The sequence below is a fragment of the Zobellia russellii genome, from assembly GCF_018728565.1.
In the GTDB taxonomy this organism is placed as follows: Bacteria; Bacteroidota; Bacteroidia; order Flavobacteriales; family Flavobacteriaceae; genus Zobellia; species Zobellia russellii.
This window is the reverse complement of sequence record NZ_JACSOI010000002.1, coordinates 566,744-586,269: the sequence shown is the minus strand read 5'-3', so window position 1 is coordinate 586,269 and position 19,526 is coordinate 566,744. Positions and strand designations below refer to the sequence as shown.

General features: G+C 40.9%; 13 protein-coding genes and 1 tRNA gene. 9 read left to right on the top strand and 5 right to left on the bottom strand.

Translation table 11 applies throughout. The features are described from left to right. Positions 1-11: 11 nt before the first annotated feature. The 3 genes from H9565_RS07925 (at position 12) to H9565_RS07915 (ending at position 4,605) form a co-directional block, all read left to right on the top strand. On the top strand, positions 12-677 hold the full coding sequence (locus H9565_RS07925) for a DNA-binding response regulator (protein WP_215438668.1): 666 nt from the start codon (positions 12-14) through the stop codon (positions 675-677). A gap of 108 nt (positions 678-785) precedes the next feature. Further along, a complete protein-coding gene (locus H9565_RS07920; RefSeq protein WP_215438667.1) occupies positions 786-995 on the top strand; it encodes a hypothetical protein in 210 nt (69 codons plus the stop codon). 217 nt (positions 996-1,212) lie between these two features. Further along, positions 1,213-4,605, top strand: coding sequence for an apiosidase-like domain-containing protein (locus H9565_RS07915; protein ID WP_215438666.1), 3,393 nt, complete (start codon positions 1,213-1,215; stop codon positions 4,603-4,605). Positions 4,606-4,796: 191 nt separating this feature from the next. Here the strand turns inward: H9565_RS07915 and H9565_RS07910 are convergent. The 4 genes from H9565_RS07910 to dnaE all read right to left on the bottom strand — a co-directional run bounded on the left by H9565_RS07910 (position 4,797) and on the right by dnaE (position 10,887). Beyond that, positions 4,797-4,870: transfer RNA gene (locus tag H9565_RS07910), tRNA-Asp, on the bottom strand. A gap of 72 nt (positions 4,871-4,942) precedes the next feature. Beyond that, entirely contained in the window at positions 4,943-5,872 is a 930-nt protein-coding gene (locus H9565_RS07905) for a DUF58 domain-containing protein (RefSeq protein ID WP_215438665.1), read from the bottom strand. Between the two features lie 119 nt (positions 5,873-5,991). Next, entirely contained in the window at positions 5,992-6,309 is a 318-nt protein-coding gene (trxA, locus tag H9565_RS07900; RefSeq protein WP_038237640.1) for a thioredoxin, read from the bottom strand. Positions 6,310-6,450: 141 nt separating this feature from the next. After that, complete coding sequence (gene dnaE / locus H9565_RS07895) at positions 6,451-10,887, bottom strand: DNA polymerase III subunit alpha (RefSeq protein ID WP_215438664.1); 4,437 nt, start codon at positions 10,885-10,887, stop codon at positions 6,451-6,453. Positions 10,888-11,193: 306 nt separating this feature from the next. On the opposite strand from dnaE, the gene H9565_RS07890 reads away from it, so the two are divergent. After that, complete coding sequence (locus tag H9565_RS07890; protein WP_215438663.1) at positions 11,194-11,730, top strand: 30S ribosomal protein S16; 537 nt, start codon at positions 11,194-11,196, stop codon at positions 11,728-11,730. Positions 11,731-11,745: 15 nt separating this feature from the next. Further along, a complete protein-coding gene (gene rimM, locus H9565_RS07885) occupies positions 11,746-12,276 on the top strand; it encodes a ribosome maturation factor RimM (protein ID WP_215438662.1) in 531 nt (176 codons plus the stop codon). A gap of 48 nt (positions 12,277-12,324) precedes the next feature. On the opposite strand, the gene H9565_RS07880 is transcribed toward rimM, so the two are convergent. Next, a complete protein-coding gene (locus H9565_RS07880; protein WP_215438661.1) occupies positions 12,325-13,368 on the bottom strand; it encodes a sugar phosphate isomerase/epimerase family protein in 1,044 nt (347 codons plus the stop codon). A gap of 472 nt (positions 13,369-13,840) precedes the next feature. On the opposite strand from H9565_RS07880, the gene H9565_RS07875 reads away from it, so the two are divergent. From H9565_RS07875 to H9565_RS07860, 4 genes are read left to right on the top strand one after another with little or no spacing between them, the layout of a single operon-like run. Further along, positions 13,841-16,192 (top strand): PSD1 and planctomycete cytochrome C domain-containing protein, encoded by a 2,352-nt coding sequence (locus H9565_RS07875; protein WP_246560381.1) that lies wholly within the window; start codon positions 13,841-13,843, stop codon positions 16,190-16,192. 2 nt (positions 16,193-16,194) lie between these two features. Next, positions 16,195-17,688 (top strand): DUF1501 domain-containing protein, encoded by a 1,494-nt coding sequence (locus H9565_RS07870; protein ID WP_215438660.1) that lies wholly within the window; start codon positions 16,195-16,197, stop codon positions 17,686-17,688. After that, positions 17,688-18,722 (top strand): NHL repeat-containing protein, encoded by a 1,035-nt coding sequence (locus tag H9565_RS07865; protein ID WP_215438659.1) that lies wholly within the window; start codon positions 17,688-17,690, stop codon positions 18,720-18,722. Before H9565_RS07870 ends, H9565_RS07865 begins: the two co-directional genes overlap by 1 nt. After that, positions 18,719-19,525 (top strand): chitobiase/beta-hexosaminidase C-terminal domain-containing protein, encoded by an 807-nt coding sequence (locus tag H9565_RS07860; protein ID WP_215438658.1) that lies wholly within the window; start codon positions 18,719-18,721, stop codon positions 19,523-19,525. The genes H9565_RS07865 and H9565_RS07860 overlap by 4 nt, the downstream gene beginning before the upstream one ends. Position 19,526 lies beyond the last annotated feature (1 nt).

Below are 19,526 nucleotides of genomic sequence, written 5' to 3'. Positions count from 1 at the left end.
AAGTGCAGATTATGTTCAAAAAAATACTTATTGCCGAAGATTTTCAGGACACCAATAAAGGTATAGTCAATGCCTTGGAGAACCGGTTAGAGGTAGAGGATATACAGGAAGAACTGTATTGCGATAAGGCGTACAATAGATTTAAGGTTGCTTTTCAAAACGGGGAGCCGTATGAATTGTTAATTACGGACCTCTCGTTCAAGGAAGGGCCGGTAGAACGCAAACTAACTTCCGGACAATCGCTAATTGAGGCTATACGGGCGGTAGACCCGAATATAAAGGTTATTGTAAATTCTATGGTAGATGACCCAGCTGAAATCAACCCTCTTTTTACCGATCAGCAAATAAACGGTTATGTCTGCAAGGGCCGTAATGGGTTGAATGAATTAATTATGGCTATACAGGAGGTGTTCCAACACCGTACCTATGTTTCTCCGCAAATTAACCTAAATGGTGGGAGCGCCCTTTTTGAATTGGATAAGTATGATCTTATGATTCTACAAGATCTTGCAGAAGGTTTTACCAAAAAAGAAATCTCCGAAAAATTAAAGAGCCAGAATATTTCTCCTAACAGTGAGAGTACCATAGATAAAAAAGTGAGCAGATTGTTTGATGCTTTTGGAGCAAAGAACACCCATCACCTCATAGCCAAACTTATAAAACAAGGTAGAATCTAACACTATATTTTCCATTATATCACCCGACCAATAAATGTCAATCCCTTACGGATATCTGTAAGGGATTGTTTTGTAAAGGTGTTAGGTTTGGCAAAAGTTTTATAACCAATGACCAGATACTATGTTAACAATACGGCTCAGGCCAATGGAGACTATGATGTGCATAAAGAAGATTGTAATTTACTGGCCTTTATTTTGAGTAAAACCGATCTAGGGGTTCATGGTTCTTGTTATTTGGCGGTAGATGCGGCTAAACAAATTTATAAGCAGGCAAACCCTTGCCAACGTTGTGCAAAGGGCTGTTGTAGTCCATCCTAAAAGTTATAAAGAGTAAGACCGGCCTGCAGAGGAGATGATTGGGGGATTGTCAAATTTGTGGGTTTGGTCTTTAATACTGATGATTCACACAATAAAAAGTTCTACTGTGCGTTAGAATCGTTAAAATGCAAAATATATCGATGAGTGACATCTAAAATCTGTGATTCATACGTATGTGTATTGTTACGGACATATTATTCAAAATCCCCCATTCCCCATGACTTCATTTATTGATTACTTTAAAAGTAAACCCTTTTACAAGCAAAATTTTTTCCTAGGTAGAATTGTTTTATTGGTAATGCTCTTGAGCTGTACAGGTGCAAGTGTATTTGCCCAAAAAACTAATTTCTCGGTCATGGAGGTTGTTGAAATAGAATTCAACAGCCAACAGCAATATAGCAACCCTTACATGGAAGTGGATGTGTGGGTTGAGCTAAAAAAAGAAGGTTCGGCCGGTGAGGCATATCGTATTCCCGTATTTTGGGATGGCGGAAATGTATTTCGTGGTCGTTTGGTGGCTACTTCGCCCGGTAACTGGTCTTGGAAAGTGCTAGACGAGACCGTTACAAAATCTGACCGTGGTTTTATTGGTAAAAGCGGAACGTTTAGTGCATCTATTGCAGACGTGAGTAGCAATCCCAATAATCGCGGATTTATCAGGGTGGCCCCTAACAAACGAACTTTAGAGTATGCAGATGGTACTCCCTTCTTTTTCACAGCCGATACGTCTTGGTCCGCATTGACTGCAGTATTTGGTTTTGATCGTGCTAATGACATTTCCGGTATATCGTTTAAGGATTATATTTCAGCAAGAAAAAAACAAGGCTTCAACGGGCTTAACGTTATTGCAAGTTTTCCGGATGATACCTATTTGGAACAGTTAGGAAGAAATTTGGATCGCCCGGGTAAAGAAAGCGGATTGTGGGCCAGTGAGACTTGGGGTGAGAAAATTGCACCTAATGGTGAGACTCCTTTTGAATTGAAGACTAGAGGGCAATCCATAACCGATAAACTTCCGGAAGCGGATTATCAAAAAATTGACCCAAAATATTGGCAGTCCGTAGACCAGCGGATGCAATTCCTGTCAGAGCAAGGATTTGTAACCTTGTTCGAATCCATAAGAAGACATGAACGATGGCCATTTCGTTCTCAGGTAGAGAAAAATGCGTTTTACAATTATATCCGCTATCTGTGGGCGCGATATGGATGTTACAATATGATTTTTAGTTGGGTGCACCATGATACCAACTCGGGAAATGTATATCCAGAGTGGTTAAAATTGGTCAAACACGCAAATAGTGAACTTAACAAAAAAATTGGAGGGTATAAAATGCCCTATGGTCAGCCTAGGACCGCAATGTCATACAATACAACATTAAAGAATTGGGAACGGGATATACCTACTGCACTTGATATTCAAAATGTGAGTAATGCCGAGAGGGATGAGACCATGCACTCTTGGTTGCGGGATATTTATCACGGAAGAACAACTAAACCTGCCTTAAATTTAGAACCGTTTTATCCAGGTTGGGGTCTGCATTCCATGAACGAAATCAATCCGGGAATGGATGACACCAGCATGGCGCAAATGCAAATGTACGGTTCCGTGCTAAGTGGTGGTCTGGCGGGCCATGCTTGGGGAGATGCGTGGTACGCTGGTGCGGCAAGTTCTACCTCAAGGTCTGGAGGAGCTACCGTTGTGCCTGTTAATGAGCCTCAGGTTAGCGCGCTTAACGCGTTTGAATCCCAGTCTATGGGGCATTTAAAAGATTTTGTATTGGACAAGGGGCATGATTACAGTCAATTGGTGCCTGCTGCGGATACTCATTTAAGTGATAGTCAGGACTACTTGCACACCTTATCTGTGTCCAAGGACAAATCGTTCGCACTTGGTTTTTTTACGGCAGACTCTAGAAAGAACGCTAAAGCGCTGCCCACATTAAAGAACTTACAACCGTCAAAGACCTATCAGTTTCAATGGTGGGATGTGAACAATGGAGGTTGGATTTCCTCGGAGAATATCACAACAAATAGCTCTGGGGCTATGAAAACACCAACTGTACCCAATAATGACCGGACCAAAGGTTGGGCGTATAGAATTAGAACAGAAAATCTTGTTGATGAGGATGATGTAGATACTGATGAGACGGATACGGATACTGATTCGGATGTCAATTTTGCCCTTCGCATTAACTCTGGTGGACAGGCAACAACTTACAAAGGAGATACGTTCTTGGCAGATGCTTACTATGATGAAGGCTTTACGTTGAATAGACCTCAAACCGGTCTTGATGATCCGTTCAAAAAATTCAGATTTAGCCGTTCCCAGGTAATGAGTTATAATATTCCATTGAAAAACGGAGAGTATACGGTAAAGCTTCATTTTGCCGAGTTGTGGTTTGGTGCTACCGGAGGAGGTTCCGGAGGTGTAGGTAAAAGAGTTTTTGACGTAAACCTAGAGGGTGTATTGGTAGAGGACAACCTAGATGTTTTTGCTCAAGTTGGAGCGGAGACTGTGCTTACTAAGGCGTACACGGTAAATGTTTCCGATGGACAATTAGAGATAGATTTCTCTTCACTGCCTTTAGATGGGGGTGTTAGGCATCCTATTATTAATGCTATTGAAATTTTAGGGACGCAAGAAGAGGTAGAGGTACCACCTGTTGCCGATAGTAAAGATGAAAGTATACCTGACTTAGTGGGGCATTGGCCGTTGGATGAATTGAATGGGGTGAGTGCGGGTGATACGAGCGGACTTGGACGCACGGGTGTGCTTCAGGACGGATTAACTTTTGATAAGGATAAAGTAAGTGGTCAAATAGAAGGGGCTTTGTGGTTTGATGGAATTGATGACCACATTCGTCTGCCAAATCTAGATGATAATTTACAGGAGGGCTTTTCGGTTTCGGCTTGGGTAAATCCTAGCAATGCAGAAGGTAGTTACCAAGGAATCGTAGGTAGTACTACTTCTGGAGGATTTATGATGTTCGTTAACCGGGGTAAACTTGGTTTTAAGGTAACTACACAGGAGAACCGAAGAAAATTAATAAGTAAGGGAGTTATTAAAAATGATGTGTGGCAAATGGTTACCTGTACTTATGATGGTAGTGATATGCGTTGGTATATAAACGGGGAAAACGTGCACAGTGAGGCGCTCTCAGGTACTTTAAAAGATAGGAATGTAGCTTGGATAGGATGGTCCGGATGGGGCAAGGAATATTTTAAAGGCGGTATTGATGCAGTGCAGTTGTTCAGTACGGCACTTACCAAGCAGCAAGTACTGTCCTTGTTTGAAGAAGAAAGTGCGGCAACGGGCTCTGGAGATTTGGCTTCCAAGTCTTATGTATCAATGGATAATAATGTGAGGGCTAGAGTTACTCAGCCTGCATACGTTCATCCTAATCCAACTGTAGGTAACTTTAGGATAACCGGAATTGTAGAAGGCGAAAAAGATATTGTTGTGGCCGATTTTTCTGGACATGTATTACTCTCCTTACAAACGGATGACGCAGAGCCCGAGTTAGACCTTTCGGCATATCCTGATGCTATCTATATAGTTAAAGTGATTCAAAACGAGCTCGAATGGAGTTTTAAAATAATAAAGGAATAGGTGTAACTAATAAAGCACGTTTCTTTTAAGACGTATAAGAATAGACCATGGCATTTTTGTTGTGGTCTTTTTTTGTTTGATACCCAATAAAGTTGTCGCTTTAATTTTTGAGGAAAGACTATTTTAGGGGGAGAAAGGAGGGGTGATACTTAAAACTAAAAAAACCTCCAACTTGCGTTGAAGGCTTTTCGCGGTCTGGACGGGACTCGAACCCGCGACCCCCTGCGTGACAGGCAGGTATTCTAACCAACTGAACTACCAGACCGTGGCGTTTAGCGAGTGCAAATATACACCGCATTTTCAATTGCACAAACAATTTTCAATAAATTTTTCAGCTTTATATGAATTTCTTTCGTTCCGTTAAATAGGTGTTGAGTATTTGGGAGAAGTTGCCCTTTACATCAATTTCCACATATTTAATTTTGTATTGAGCGCATTTTAATTTTAAATCTTCAAAATAGGAGCGAACACTACGTTCGTAGGATTCTTTTATGTTACTGGAATACAAATCTATATGTTCTCCGGTCTCCACATCTAAAAAGCGTTTTGGAGTATTGTCAAAATCAAAATGGTATTCTTTAGACTTGTCCATGAGGTGAAATAACACCACTTCGTGCTTGTTGTATTTTAAATGTCTAAGGGCTTCAAAAATTTTTTCGTCGTCTTCAGAAGTTTGGAACATATCCGTAAAAAGAAAAATTAGGCTTCTTCTCTTAATGTTCTCCGCTATTTGGTGTAAATAGGTGTAGGTTTCTGTCTGCTGTGCGGGTTTGGTGTCTTGGCTCAGTTCACTTAGTTTGGCCAATAACATTTGGTGGTGCCGTTCACTACCCTTTTCCGGGGCATAAAAATTATAGTTGTCCGAATAAACACTTAGCCCAACAGCGTCTCTTTGCCTTTTAAGGATGTTCATGAGCGCCGCTATGGCCAATACCCCAAAACCTATTTTGTTCAAATTTGTAACCGACAGGTCCTTTGTCCGCGGATAGTACATAGAGGCCGAGCTATCCAAAATCATATGGCATCTCAAATTGGTCTCTTCTTCGTATCGTTTGGTGTACAGTTTATCTGTCTTGGCGAAAAGTTTCCAATCTATATGTTTTGTGCTTTCGCCGGCGTTATAGATTTTATGCTCTGCAAACTCTGCCGAAAAACCATGAAACGGACTTCTGTGAATGCCACTTATGAAGCCTTCCACAACCTGATTGGCCAAGAGCTCTAGATTTTGGAAAAGTGATGTTTTGTTTAATTCGGATTGCAGGTTCATGTTACTAAGATAGGCATTAAACCGGAACTTTATCAGGACGGGAACTTGGGTTTAGGGTATAAAAAAATCCCGCTAAAAGCAGGATTTTTTTATTGTTCTCCTCAATAGAGAGGAATATATTATAAAGCAGCGTCAATCGCGTCTGTATATACTTTCTTAGGAGATACACCAACTTGACGGTTAATGATTTCACCATTTTTGAATACCAATACAGTTGGAATGTTACGTACACCGTATTTGGCGGCAAATTCTTGATTTGCATCAACATCAACTTTACCAACAACGGCTTTACCTTCGTATTCAGAGCTAACTTCTTCAATGATAGGCCCTACCATTCTACATGGTCCACACCATGCTGCCCAAAAATCAACTACTACAGGTTTATCGCTTTTTAATACTACTTCATCAAAAGTAGCGTCTGTTATTTCTAATGCCATGATTTTATGTTTTTATATATTATGCAAAGTTAGTCAAATATCTAACGGTTTCCTTACTAACGATACATTGGTTTTAGCTATTGTGTTATCAATCTAATTTATAGGGTCCAGAATTCATATTCAGGGAGGTAGTACACTGGGCTAATTGAGTTTATAATGTACGTCATTCTTCATTAAATCCGCCAATAGCTCACTATTGATCTGTACTTTTTGTTTTCGGCAAGTTAAGCTTACTTTAATTTCTTCTTGCATTTCATAAACAATAAAGTTAAGCGGGTGGTTACCCGGATAAGCGGTAAGGGTGTCCCTAAGTTGAATTACATCTTTCTCTTTAAGGTCATCTATATTCAGTTTAATGGTGAGTTTCTTGGCGTAAGCTTCCATCACCTCCTGTAAAAGCATAAAACTATTGAACTGAATACGCGGGTCTCCTTTTTTGCCGGTTTCTCGGTTGGTCCATCCATCTTTTACGAATACCTTGATATAGGCGAAGGAATTGATCATCAAGAAATGTCTGAACTTAAGGTATTCTTCGCCAAATATCCTGAACTCGTGCGATTCCGAATAATCCTCAACAGTAAATGCGGCCCAGCCTTTTCCGTTTTTGGATACGCGGTGCTGTACGTCAGTAATAACACCGGCAAAAGCCAACTCCCGATTGACAACGTTTTGCAGATCGCTCAAATCCGAAAGGGATGCGTTGCAAAAGGCATCTATTTCAGTTTTAAAATCATCTAACGGGTGACCTGAAATGTAAATACCCACCACTTCTTTTTCCCTGCGGAGTTTTTCCATGGTGCCCCATTCCTCACATGGAGGAACTACGGGTTCCGGTATCTGTACTTCGCTGGCATCACCAAAAAGACTAACCTGACTTGAGTTTTCGCTTTCTTGAAACTTGGCACCATATTTTATGGTTTTTTCCAGAAAGGTAACCCCATCACCCTCATCATGAAAGTACTGAGCCCTGTGGGTGTCTCCAAAAGAATCAAATCCGCCGGCAACGGCTAAACTTTCAAACGCCTTTTTATTGGCAGCACGTAAATCTATTCGCTTTGCGAAATCAAAAACCGACTTGAACGGGCCTTCTTCTTTTCTGTTCTCTACAATGGTTTCCACAGCGCCACGGCCAACTCCTTTTACCGCACCCATACCAAAACGCACAGCACCGGCATCGTTTACGGCAAATTTGTAGTAAGATTCGTTTACATCTGGTCCAAGTACATCTAAGCCCATGCGCTTACATTCTTCCATGAAAAATGTAACCTGTTTAATATCGTTCATGTTGTTACTCAATACCGCGGCCATATATTCGGCAGGGTAGTGGGCCTTGCAATAGGCAGTTTGGTACGCAATCCAAGCGTAACAGGTAGAGTGCGATTTGTTAAAGGCGTAGGCAGCAAAGGCTTCCCAGTCTTTCCAGATTTTTTCCAATTTGTCTACGGCATGCCCTTTTGCTGAAGCTTGTTCAATGAACTTGGGCTTCATTTTATCCAGAACGTGCTTTTGCTTTTTACCCATGGCTTTACGCAAAACATCGGCCTCACCTTTGGTAAAGTCGGCCAATTTTTGAGAAAGGAGCATCACCTGCTCTTGGTACACGGTAATTCCGTAGGTTTCCGCCAGATACTCTTCACAAGCATCCAAATCATATACAATTTCTTCTGTACCGTGTTTACGAGCAATGAAGCTAGGTATATATTCCATTGGGCCTGGGCGGTACAGGGCGTTCATAGCAATTAGATCAGCAAAAACCGTTGGCTTTAATGAGCGCATGTGTTTTTGCATACCGGGGGATTCGTATTGGAACACACCAACTGTTTCCCCTCGTTGAAAGAGCTCGTATGTTTTTACATCGTCAAGCGGAAAATTCTCTGGGTCTAGCTCAATACCATGTTTTGCCTTTACGATTTTAACGGTGTCCTTGATCAAGGTCAGCGTTTTTAATCCCAAGAAATCCATTTTCAGCAATCCCGCATCTTCCACAACGGAGTTGTCAAACTGGGTACAGTACATGTCCGAATCTTTGGCCAAAGCCACAGGTACGAACTTGGTAATATCATCTGGGGTAATAATCACCCCACAGGCATGAATTCCGGTATTACGAACTGAACCCTCTAAGATATATGCTTGGTTCAAGGTTTCGGATTCTAGCCCGTCCCCTTCGGAAATATTAAGAAGTTCGTTTATTTTTTCGAGCTCTTCGCTATTGAATTTGCTGCGAAGCACTTTTTCGTCAATCCCAATAATTTTTTTCAGTTTGGACATGTTGGGGATCAACTTTGCCATACGATCCGCATCGCCCAGAGGTAAATCCAACGCCCTTGCCGTATCTCTAATGGAAGACTTGGCGGCCATGGTACCGTAGGTGATAATTTGTGCCACCTGATTGGATCCGTACTTGTCAATTACATAGTCCATTACCCGGCTACGGCCCTCATCATCAAAATCAATATCAATATCGGGCATACTTACACGATCCGGATTCAGGAAACGCTCAAAAAGCAGGTCGTACTTAATGGGGTCTAAATTTGTAATCCATAAACAATACGCAACGGCGGAACCTGCAGCCGAGCCACGACCAGGACCAACCGATACGTCCATACTACGTGCGGCCCTAATGAAATCCTCTACGATCAAAAAGTAACCTGGGTAGCCTGTCTTTTCAATTACTTGAAGCTCAAAATCCAGCCTTTCGTCAATTTCAGGTGTGATTTCGCCATATCTTTTCTTGGCACCTTCATAGGTGATGTGGCGTAGGTATTTGTTTTCCCCTCTTTTGCCACCATCCAGTTTATCTTCTTCAAACTGAAATTCCTCGGGAATATCAAAAGCAGGTAATAGTACATCCCGGGCCAAGGTGAATGTCTCTACTTTGTCCACAATTTCCTGAATGTTGATTATGGCTTCAGGTATGTCCTTAAAAAGTTCTTTCATCTCGTCCGAAGACTTGAAGTAGTACTCCTGGTTTGGCAATCCGTATCTGTACCCACGACCACGGCCTATAGGCGTGGCTTGTTTTTCGCCGTCTTTAACGCATAAAAGAATATCATGCGCATGTGCATTTTCCTTAGCGGCATAGTAGGTGTTGTTGGTGGCTACGAGTTTAACATTATGCTTTTTGGCAAACTGTATCAGAACTTGGTTTACCCGGTCTTCATCTTCTTGGCCATGGCGCATGATTTCAATGTAGAGATCATCCCCAAAAGTTTCTTTCCACCAAATAAGGGCTTCTTCAGCTTGGTTTTCACCAACATTCAATACTTTACTTGGAACCTCGCCGTATAAGTTTCCGGTAAGCACCATAACGTCTTCTTTGTACTGCTCTATAATTTTTTTATCGATTCGAGGTACATAGTATTTTCCGTCTACAAAGGCAATGGAAGACATTTTTGCCAAGTTTAGGTATCCTTTCTTGCTCTTGGCGAGCATAACAATTTGGTACCCGTTGTCTTTTTGAGATTTGTTGGTGTGGTCTTCACAGACCTGAAATTCGCAACCTATAATCGGGGTAATTTCCAATTCCGGTTCCGGTAATTCGTTCAACGGTTCTTGTCCTTCTTCAAGTGTACCGTTTTGTGTTGCTTCGAAGCGCTTTAAATTGGCCTCGTTTCTTGCAACAACGCCTTTATTGTGGTTAAGCACGCCATTTACAAAATGGAAGGCCCCCATCATATTGGCGTGGTCGGTCATTGCCACTGCTGGCATTTTTGCCTTTGCCGTGTTGGCAATCAAATCCGGAATACTGGTGGTAGATTGCAGAATAGAGAACTGGGTGTGGTTGTGCAAATGAGCAAAACTGGCCGACTCCAATGTAGCCAAATTTTCCTCAATTTCTTCTTGGGAAACGCCACCAGTGTCCTTTTCCCAAAGTGCGTCGGCTATTTTTTTAGAAGCCTTTTTAAGGTTGATGTGTTTTAAACCGATAAGTTGAATCTCCTGAGGATTGGCCTCGTTGAAATTCTTGAAATAATCGGGCTGAACATCTAATTGTTCAGTAGTATACTGATGCTTACGAATAAGCTCCAAAAAGCAACGTGTAGTTGCCTCAACATCGGCAGTGGCATTATGCGCTTCGCCAAAAGGTTCGCCAAACAGGTGTTGGTGTAGTTCCGTAAGCGTGGGTAGCTTAAATTTACCACCACGACCACCGGGAATTTGGCAAAGCTGAGCGGTATGCTCCGTACAGGTGTCCAGGACCGGAAGTTCCTGTAATGGGTTTTCAACACCTAAACGGTGAAATTCCGCCCCCATGATATTTACATCAAAACCAACATTTTGCCCAACGATAAACTTTGTTTTGGACATGGCTATGTTGAACTTCTCTAGAACCTCCGAAAGGGAAACACCTTGTTGTTCGGCCAATTCTGTAGAAATTCCGTGAATTTGCTCGGCATCATAAGGTATGTTGAATCCGTCTGGGCGCACCAAATAATCTTGATGTTCAATACAATTACCCATTTCATCATGCAACTGCCAAGCTATCTGTATACAACGTGGCCAGTTGTCCGTATCGGTAATTGGGGCGTCCCAGCGCTTGGGAAGTCCGGTGGTTTCCGTATCAAAAATGAGGTACATAAGAGTTCGTGTTTCAGCTTAAAAAAGAGACTATAAAATTAAGCAAAAAGAACGCTCTTAGAACGAATGACTTGTTAAGAGTTATTAACGGATCTGAAGTTGTAAGGGTTCTTGTAAATAAAGGGTTCAAAGCGAGTGTGTTAAGTTGTAATTGTCACGACTCGGGAAAAAGACGGGCAATGCATCATTTTTATTAAATTGAGTAGGTGTACATCAAAAAGAAATTCTATATTTGCAGCCCTTTAAAAGGGAAGATTTTAAAATGAATTAATAACAAGGGTCGGGCACCCTACAAATTAATGTGATATGCCAGTTAAAATTAGATTACAGAGACACGGTAAAAAAGGAAAACCATTTTATTGGATCGTTGCTGCGGATAGCCGTGCGAAAAGAGATGGTAAATTCTTGGAAAAATTGGGAATCTACAACCCAAACACCAACCCTGCTACTATTGAATTGAACATAGATAATTCAGTACAATGGTTACAAAACGGAGCACAACCAACAGATACAGCTAAAGCTATTCTTTCTTATAGAGGAGTACTTTTAAAACACCACTTATTAGGAGGTGTTCGCAAAGGTGCTTTGACCGAAGAGCAAGCAGAAGAGAAATTTAAAGCTTGGTTAGAGGAAAAAGAAAGTAAGATTGCTTCTAAAGTTGATGGTCTTGACAAAGAAAAAGAGCAAGCCAGAGCAGAAGCTTTGAAAGCTGAAAAAGAAGTAAACGAGAAGCGTGCTGCTGAAGCTGCCGCTGCTGCATTGCCAGAAGCTCCTGAAGCTGAAGAGGCAGACGCAGAAGAAGCTCCGGCCGTAGAAGCTGAAGCATCTAAAGAAGAAGAATAAATAATTTAGAAACGAATGCGTAAGGAAGATTGTTTCTACCTCGGTAAAATCGTTTCTAAATATAGCTTTAAGGGTGAGGTACTGGTGAAACTAGATGCCGATGAACCCGAAGTATACGAAAACATGGAATCAGTTTTTGTCTTGATGAAAGGCAATGCACTGGTTCCATTTTTTATTGATAGATGTCGCTTACATAAATCGGCCTTACTGCGCATAGATTTTGAAGAAGTAAAGGACGAAGCTGCTGCAGACCGTATCATGGGGCACGAGCTCTATTTGCCCTTATCCGCTCTTCCCAAATTAGAGGGTGATAAATTTTACTTTCATGAGGTCATAGGGTTTGATGTATTGGATGAGACGCACGGCAACATTGGAAAAATAACCGGGGTTAACGATACTACTTCCCAAGCTATTTTTGAAATAGAAAAAGACGGTAAAGAAATTTTAGTGCCTATCATTGATCAAATCGTAAAGAAAGTTGATAGGGAAAATAAGACCGTTCACGTAAGCACACCGGAAGGTCTTGTAGACTTGTATTTAGGGTAAACCAGGCTTGTTAGGCCCGGTCTACCTTTTTTTTATTTTTGGGTACACCTATTTCAGTGCATTCTTGCAAAACTCCACACATTTTTGGACTTCCGCTACGGCATTAGAGCCTTGTGGGATATCATACTCAAGTTCTATAGTGCCCGGGAAGGTATAGTTTTTGTCCTTCATTAACTGTAATGCATCTGCCAACGGAGTGTCACCACTACCCCAAACTAGATTTCCTTTCCCGTGTTCTGGTGTCTGTCTGTCCTTTAAGTGCATGCTCTTAATATGCTCATGTTTGGTTTTTATGATATCTAGAGGGGCAGCATTACCTGCTGCAACAAAATGGCCCAGGTCTAGGTTTAAGGCATTGTATTTTGATTGCTCCAAAGCTGTATCCCAAAGGGTAGGTGTCTGTTGTTCGTGGCCATGGTAAGCAATATAAATTCCATGCTTTTTAGCAAAGTTTCCTAGTCTAAGTGTAGTAGCATCGTTACTTGGATGCTCTACGGTAACGTGGCTGGCACCTAAAACTTTTGCAGTTTTCATGCCCCAATCAATATCTGCGTCAGAATTGTTTTTACCAAAGGTGTTTCTTGGCTTAAATGCGTATATCTGCACTCCGGCATCATTATACATTTTTCTGAACTTCTCAAACTTTTTCATATCGGCATTCTTTCGCCATTCCGTTACTTTGGCATTGTAGACTGCTTGGTCAGCTTGTATCTCAGCTAGCTCCTTTGCTTCGTTATCCGAAATGGCTCCGCTTTTTTTCTTTTTCATCAACCCAAAGTATACTCTTCTGTCCAATGTGTTTTCTGGTCTTCCTGCAAAAGTCTCGGCAGGGTCGCCAATCAATTCAATAGCATTTATACCGCAGTCCAAGATATATTTTAAAGTGGCCTCCGCACTTTGGTCTTCCATGCTCCTAAAGGAATAGGTAATAACCCCTATCTGTACTCCATTAAATTTGGAATTGGGTTTATTGTAATATTTTAATATGGACGGAGCGCCAAACAAAGATGGAGTAATGAGACTTGACCCTGCGGCTAACGTTAAGGTATTTCTTAAAAATTTGCGTCTTCCGGATTTTGAGTTGTTTTGCATTTTGGTATAATTTGGTTTAAAGTGTACGTGAGTTTTTATAATAGTTAATTGCTACAGGCAAACTGAAATCATAATTTTTAAAGGTTAATTTACACCAAGAAAATTAGGTATTTTCAATTCTAGGAACAAGTATTACAAACACTATAACAAAAGGAAAGACTGTTAGGTGTATTTGTAAATTAAGGGCAACCCGATTATATACATTAACCAATTCATTCAGGTAAGATGGGTCAAGTTCAGGGCTTTATGGGAAGTTGTTTTTGACGTAACTTCTTGTTCCTTTTTGCATATAGGAGGGAGGTTGGGGGTGCCGTGTCTGCTGCCAAGGCGACTTTTGTTAAAATGGCAGTATTTGGCATTCTGTTTTGAAATTTTGTTAGTATTTAGCTCTTTTGCTTTGTTATTGGTCGAATTTTAACGGTTATTAAATGGTAAAGTTTGTAAGTTCATTACAGATTTAAAACCACCATCAATGACCAAGAATGTAATGAGCCAATTGTTCAGCATTGCTGCTTTTGTTTTTGCAAGCTGTGTATTATGCAGTTGTGCTTCTGAAGCTGATAAGACAATTGCACTGGAAGATGGCAATAAAGAAACGGCCATACCCGAGAAAATCGATTTTACTTTTCATGTAAAGCCTATTCTTTCGGACCGATGTTTTATATGTCACGGTCCAGATAAGAATGCCGTTGAAGGTGATTTATCCCTTCACTCCGCCGAAGAAGCTTATAGGGCTTTGGGTGAACTTAAAGACCATGCGGCCATTGTGCCCGGTAATGCATCTAAAAGTAGTTTGGTAGAACGTATTTTCAGTGATGATCCTAATTTGATCATGCCGCCACCGGAATCTAACCTGGTTTTAGAGGATTTTGAAAAAGCTATTCTAGAAAAATGGATAGCACAAGGTGCCGAGTATAAAACGCATTGGGCATTTATACCACCTACTCCGCAAGAAGTACCGGAAAATGATGGTGCTAAAGTTTGGGGCAGCAATGAAATAGATGCTTTTATCTTAAATAAATTGACCGAAAAAGGGTTGAGTCCTAGTTCTCGGGCAAGTAGTGAAAAACTATTGCGCAGAATTACTTTTGACTTAACCGGATTGCCACCCACTTTAGAGCAAATAGAAAAATTTGCGGAAAATCCTTCACAGGAAAAATATGAAGAGGTTATAGATTCTTTGTTGTTATCGGTAGATTATGCCGAGAATATGGCTGCGGAATGGATGGATATTGCCAGATACGCAGATACCCACGGGTATCAAGATGATTTTGAACGTACCATGTGGCCTTGGCGAGATTGGGTTATTCACGCTTTTAAGGAGAATATGCCATATGACCAGTTCGTTACCTATCAATTAGCGGGTGATCTAATGCCAAATGCCAATCTAGAACAAATATTAGCTACCGGTTTTAACAGGAATCACAAGATAACTGCCGAAGGTGGGGTGATTCCTGAAGAATACCGGGTTGAATACGTAGAGGATAGAAATACCACGCTGGGTACGGCGTTTTTGGGGCTTACCTTAGAATGTGCAAGATGTCATGACCATAAGTATGATCCCATTAGTCAAAAAGATCACTTTCAGTTTTATAGCTTCTTCAATACAATACCAGAAAAAGGCTTGTTGGATAATGCTGCGGATTTGCCCGAACCTTACATTAAAGTGACGCAGAAAGAAGTGAACGATATTCTAGGATTCATCAACCTTGAGAAAAGTGAGATGAAAGAGGTGCCGGTAATGGTGATGAAAGAAATGGATCAGCCTAGATCTTCATTTATATTAAAAAGAGGTATTTATGATCAATATGGCGATGAGGTATTTCCTGATACTCCGGAATCCATTTTACCTTTTGATAACTATCCGAAGAACAGATTAGGATTGGCAAAATGGTTGTTTGATGATAAGCACCCACTTACGGCAAGGGTTGCGGTGAACAGATTATGGCAGCGAATGTTCGGTAGTGGTATTGTAGCATCTTCTTTCGACTTTGGTAATCAAGGTTCGTTGCCTACACACCCGGAATTGTTGGATTATCTGGCTATCAAATACAAAACTGAAGGTTGGGATACCAGAAAAATGTTGAAGTACATTGCAATGTCCGAGGCATATCAGCAAGATACAAAGGCTAGTCCCGAGAAATTGGAGCAAGACCCTGAAAATAAATATTTGGCGCGCGCCTCTCGTTTACGACTTTCGTCTGAAGCTATTCGGGATCAAGCCTTGGCTTTTAGCGGATTGCTGAATAGGGAAGTGGGCGGTCCTAGTGTTAAGCCGTATCAGCCAGAAGGTATCTGGGAAGAAACTACGGGTGGCGGTGGTGGTAGTACGGCTTCCTATACCTTAAGTGAGGGTGAAGATGTGTATAGAAAAAGTATTTATACGTTTTGGAAACGTACCGTTCCACCACCAAGTATGATGACTTTTGACAGTAGCTCAAGAGATTATTGTTCGGTTAAAAGGCAAGAGACCAATACCCCGTTACAAGCTTTGGTATTATTAAATGATCCACAAATAGTTGAAGCCGCAAGGGTAGCTGCCGTAGGTGAGATGGAGGCAAACCCCAATGCGGAGAGCGAGCAGATAAAAACCCTGTTTTACAAAGCAACCTCTCGTATGCCCAATGAAACGGAGATACAGTCATTGACCGATTACTATACTGAAATGTTGTCGAAAGTTGAGAACGGCGAAATTTCTACAAGCGAGTATTTAAGTATTGGCAGAAGTGAAGTACCTACGGGTTTAAACAAAGAAAAGTTAGTGGCAATGACCTTAACGGCACACACAATTTTGAATTTAGACGAAACTATAAATAGAGGCTGATTATGAGCGAAAAGAAAATAGTTGAAGAGCGGTCGCTAATTTTAAACAGACGGTCTTTTTTAGGAAAAGCTGCATTGGGAGTTGGTGGAATTGGATTGGCTTCCTTATTGGGTACAAACTTATTTAGAAAAGGTGAAAACGGATTATATACGGCAGATAGCGGACCTACTGGGGTAAAGGGCGTGTTGGATTCGCTACATCATCCATCGAAAATTAAAAGAGTTATTTATTTATTTCAAAGTGGTGGTCCTTCGCAATTGGAGCTGTTTGATTATAAACCGCTTTTAAACCAACGTAGAGGTGAAGATTTGCCGGAATCTATTCGTAACGGACAAAGATTAACGGGTATGACTTCCGGTCAAGATAGGTTTCCTTTGGTGGGCTCTAATTTCGGATTTCAGCAGTATGGTAAAAATGGCACCTATATTAGTGACCTTTTGCCTTATACCGCCAAAATTGTAGATGATATCTGTATTGTTAAATCAATGTACACGGAAGCTATTAACCATGATCCTGCGGTAACATTTTTTCAAACGGGATCACAGCAACCGGGTAGACCAAGTATTGGCTCATGGTTAAGTTACGGGCTGGGTAGCGAGAACGAAAATTTACCCGCTTTTACGGTGCTTCTGTCAAGAGGTTCGGGTAGACCTAACGGGCAACCGTTGTATACGAGACTTTGGGGTAACGGGTTTCTACATTCCCTTCATCAAGGGGTACAGTTCAGAGCGGCAAAAGACCCTGTTTTATACTTGAATGACCCTAAAGGAACTACGGCAGATGTTAAAAGATCTATGCTTGATAAATTGGCAGAACTCAATGATCAACATTACCAAGAATCTAACGATCCTGAAATTCAAAGTAGAATTGCCCAGTATGAAATGGCATATAGAATGCAAACTTCTGTACCAGATGTTATGAATACGGATGGTGAGCCAGATTATATTTATAAAATGTATGGTTCGGATGCTAAAATCCCAGGAACCTTTGCAGCTAATTGTCTTTTAGCAAGACGTTTGGCAGAGAAAGATGTTCGTTTTATACAATTGTACCACATGGGCTGGGATCAGCATGATAATCTTCCTGGGGCAATAGAAAAACAGGCTAAAGATGTGGATCAAGCGTCTGCCGCTTTGGTGGCAGATTTAAAACAACGTGGTATGCTAGAAGATACTTTGGTGGTTTGGGGAGGAGAATTCGGTAGAACCAATTACTCCCAAGGTTTGCTTACAGATACCAATTATGGTAGGGATCATCACCCAAGATGTTTTACCATGTGGATGGCAGGTGGCGGTATTAAACCGGGTATTGTGTATGGAGAAACCGATGATTTTGGGTATAACATAACCAAGAACCCGGTGCATGTTCACGATTTTCAGGCTACTATGTTGCATCAATTGGGTATTGATCATGAGAAATTTACTTATAAATATCAAGGTAGACGATTTAGGCTTACCGATGTTGAAGGTCACGTGGTTAAAGATATTTTATCGTAATGCAGAGAAGAACATTTATAAAAAATACCGCCGCAGCCTCAGCGGGACTTTTAACTTGCTCTTCTTTGGGCGCAAGTATATTGGAATATAAAGATGCGGTTATAGGTCATGGCAGTCACCAGTATAAAATAGATTTGAACTGGGGTGCATTGAATTCTAATTACCATCCGGTGAACGATTGCCATGAAATGGTGCAAGATTCTAAGGGCAGGATTTTATTGTTAACCAACCATACCAAGAACAATGTTATTGTTTATGACCGTTCTGGTAAATTGTTGGAAACTTGGGGAACGGATTATCCCGGTGCACACGGTTTAACATTGAATGTTGAAAATGGTGAGGACTTTCTGTACATAGCGGATAACAATAGGCATGAGGTGATTAAGACTACCATAGACGGTAAGGTGATACAAGTTTTTTCATATCCGAAGGAATCGGGAAAATATACTGGCAAGGAGCAATACATACCCACAGAAACGGCTATTGCTGAAAATGGCGATGTATATATTACTGACGGTTATGGCGCTCAATACATTATGCGGTACAATGCCAAAGGGGAGTTGTTACAGACTTTTGGCGGTAAAGGCGATGCAGATCACCTTTTTAATAATGCCCACGGTATTTGTATAGATACCAGAGGCGGCAAGTCTCCCGAACTTTTAATAACAGCAAGACAGCAAAATAAGTTGAAACGGTTTACCATGGATGGGGAATTTATAGCAAGTATAGATTTGCCCGGAGCATATATTTGTAGACCGGTAATTAAGGGTGATACCATTTATTTGGCAACTATCTGGTCTGGTGATGGGTCTGATGGTACCGGATTTATCTCCATATTGGATAAGCATAATAAACTTACATCCGCACCTGGCGGATGTACTCCTGTTTATGGGAAAAATGGTTTGGAGTCCATGTATCAATCCATCAAAATATTTACACATCCGCATGATGTATGTGTAGATGATGAAGATAATTTATATGTTGCCCAGTGGAATTCAGGGAAGACGTATCCTATAAAACTGAATAGAATATGATCAAACGAATGTTCTATTCAATAGCTATAGTTCTAGTATTGTGCCAAGCCTGTATTTCTCAAAATACGGAACATGCACCAACAGCCTTATTTCAATTATCCAACCCTCGTGTTCAAGTGTCGTCCATATTTTTCGATTCGTATACTATGCTCAGTTTCAACGTAGATATGCCAAATTCAATAATAAAATATACCTTGGATGGTAGCTCGGTAAATCAAAATGCAAAGGTGTTTTCTGGACCATTGAAAATACAGGAAAGTGCCGTAATCAAGGCTAAAATGTTTCATCCGGATTATAAAGAAAGTGATGAAGTTGTATTAGAAGTGGTAAAGATTGTCAAGAATAGTGCTATTAAGGAGGTAGCAATTAAACCGGAACCTAGTGAGAAATATTCAGGTATGGGTGCCATGGGGTTATCAGATTTGAAAAAAGGAAGTGCCCAATTTGCAGGGGATAAACAGTGGATGGGTTTTCAAACGGAGAAGATAACGGCATCACTTCAGCTAGAAAAGAATAGCACGGTCAATAAAATAGTGGTCAGTGTATTGACCAATCAATCCAACTGGATATTCGCACCTGGTAAAATTGAAGTTTTTAATGAGGGGGAATTAATAGGAGAAAGGACGTTTGCAAAGAGTGAACAAGAAACACCTAACAGTTCCACATTTTTACATGTACCGGTGAGTACAGGAATGTACAATACGTTGAATGTGGTAATACATCCACTAAGCGAAATTCCAGTATGGCACCAAGGCAAAGGAACAACGCCTTGGGTTTTTATAGATGAAATAATTATACAATAGC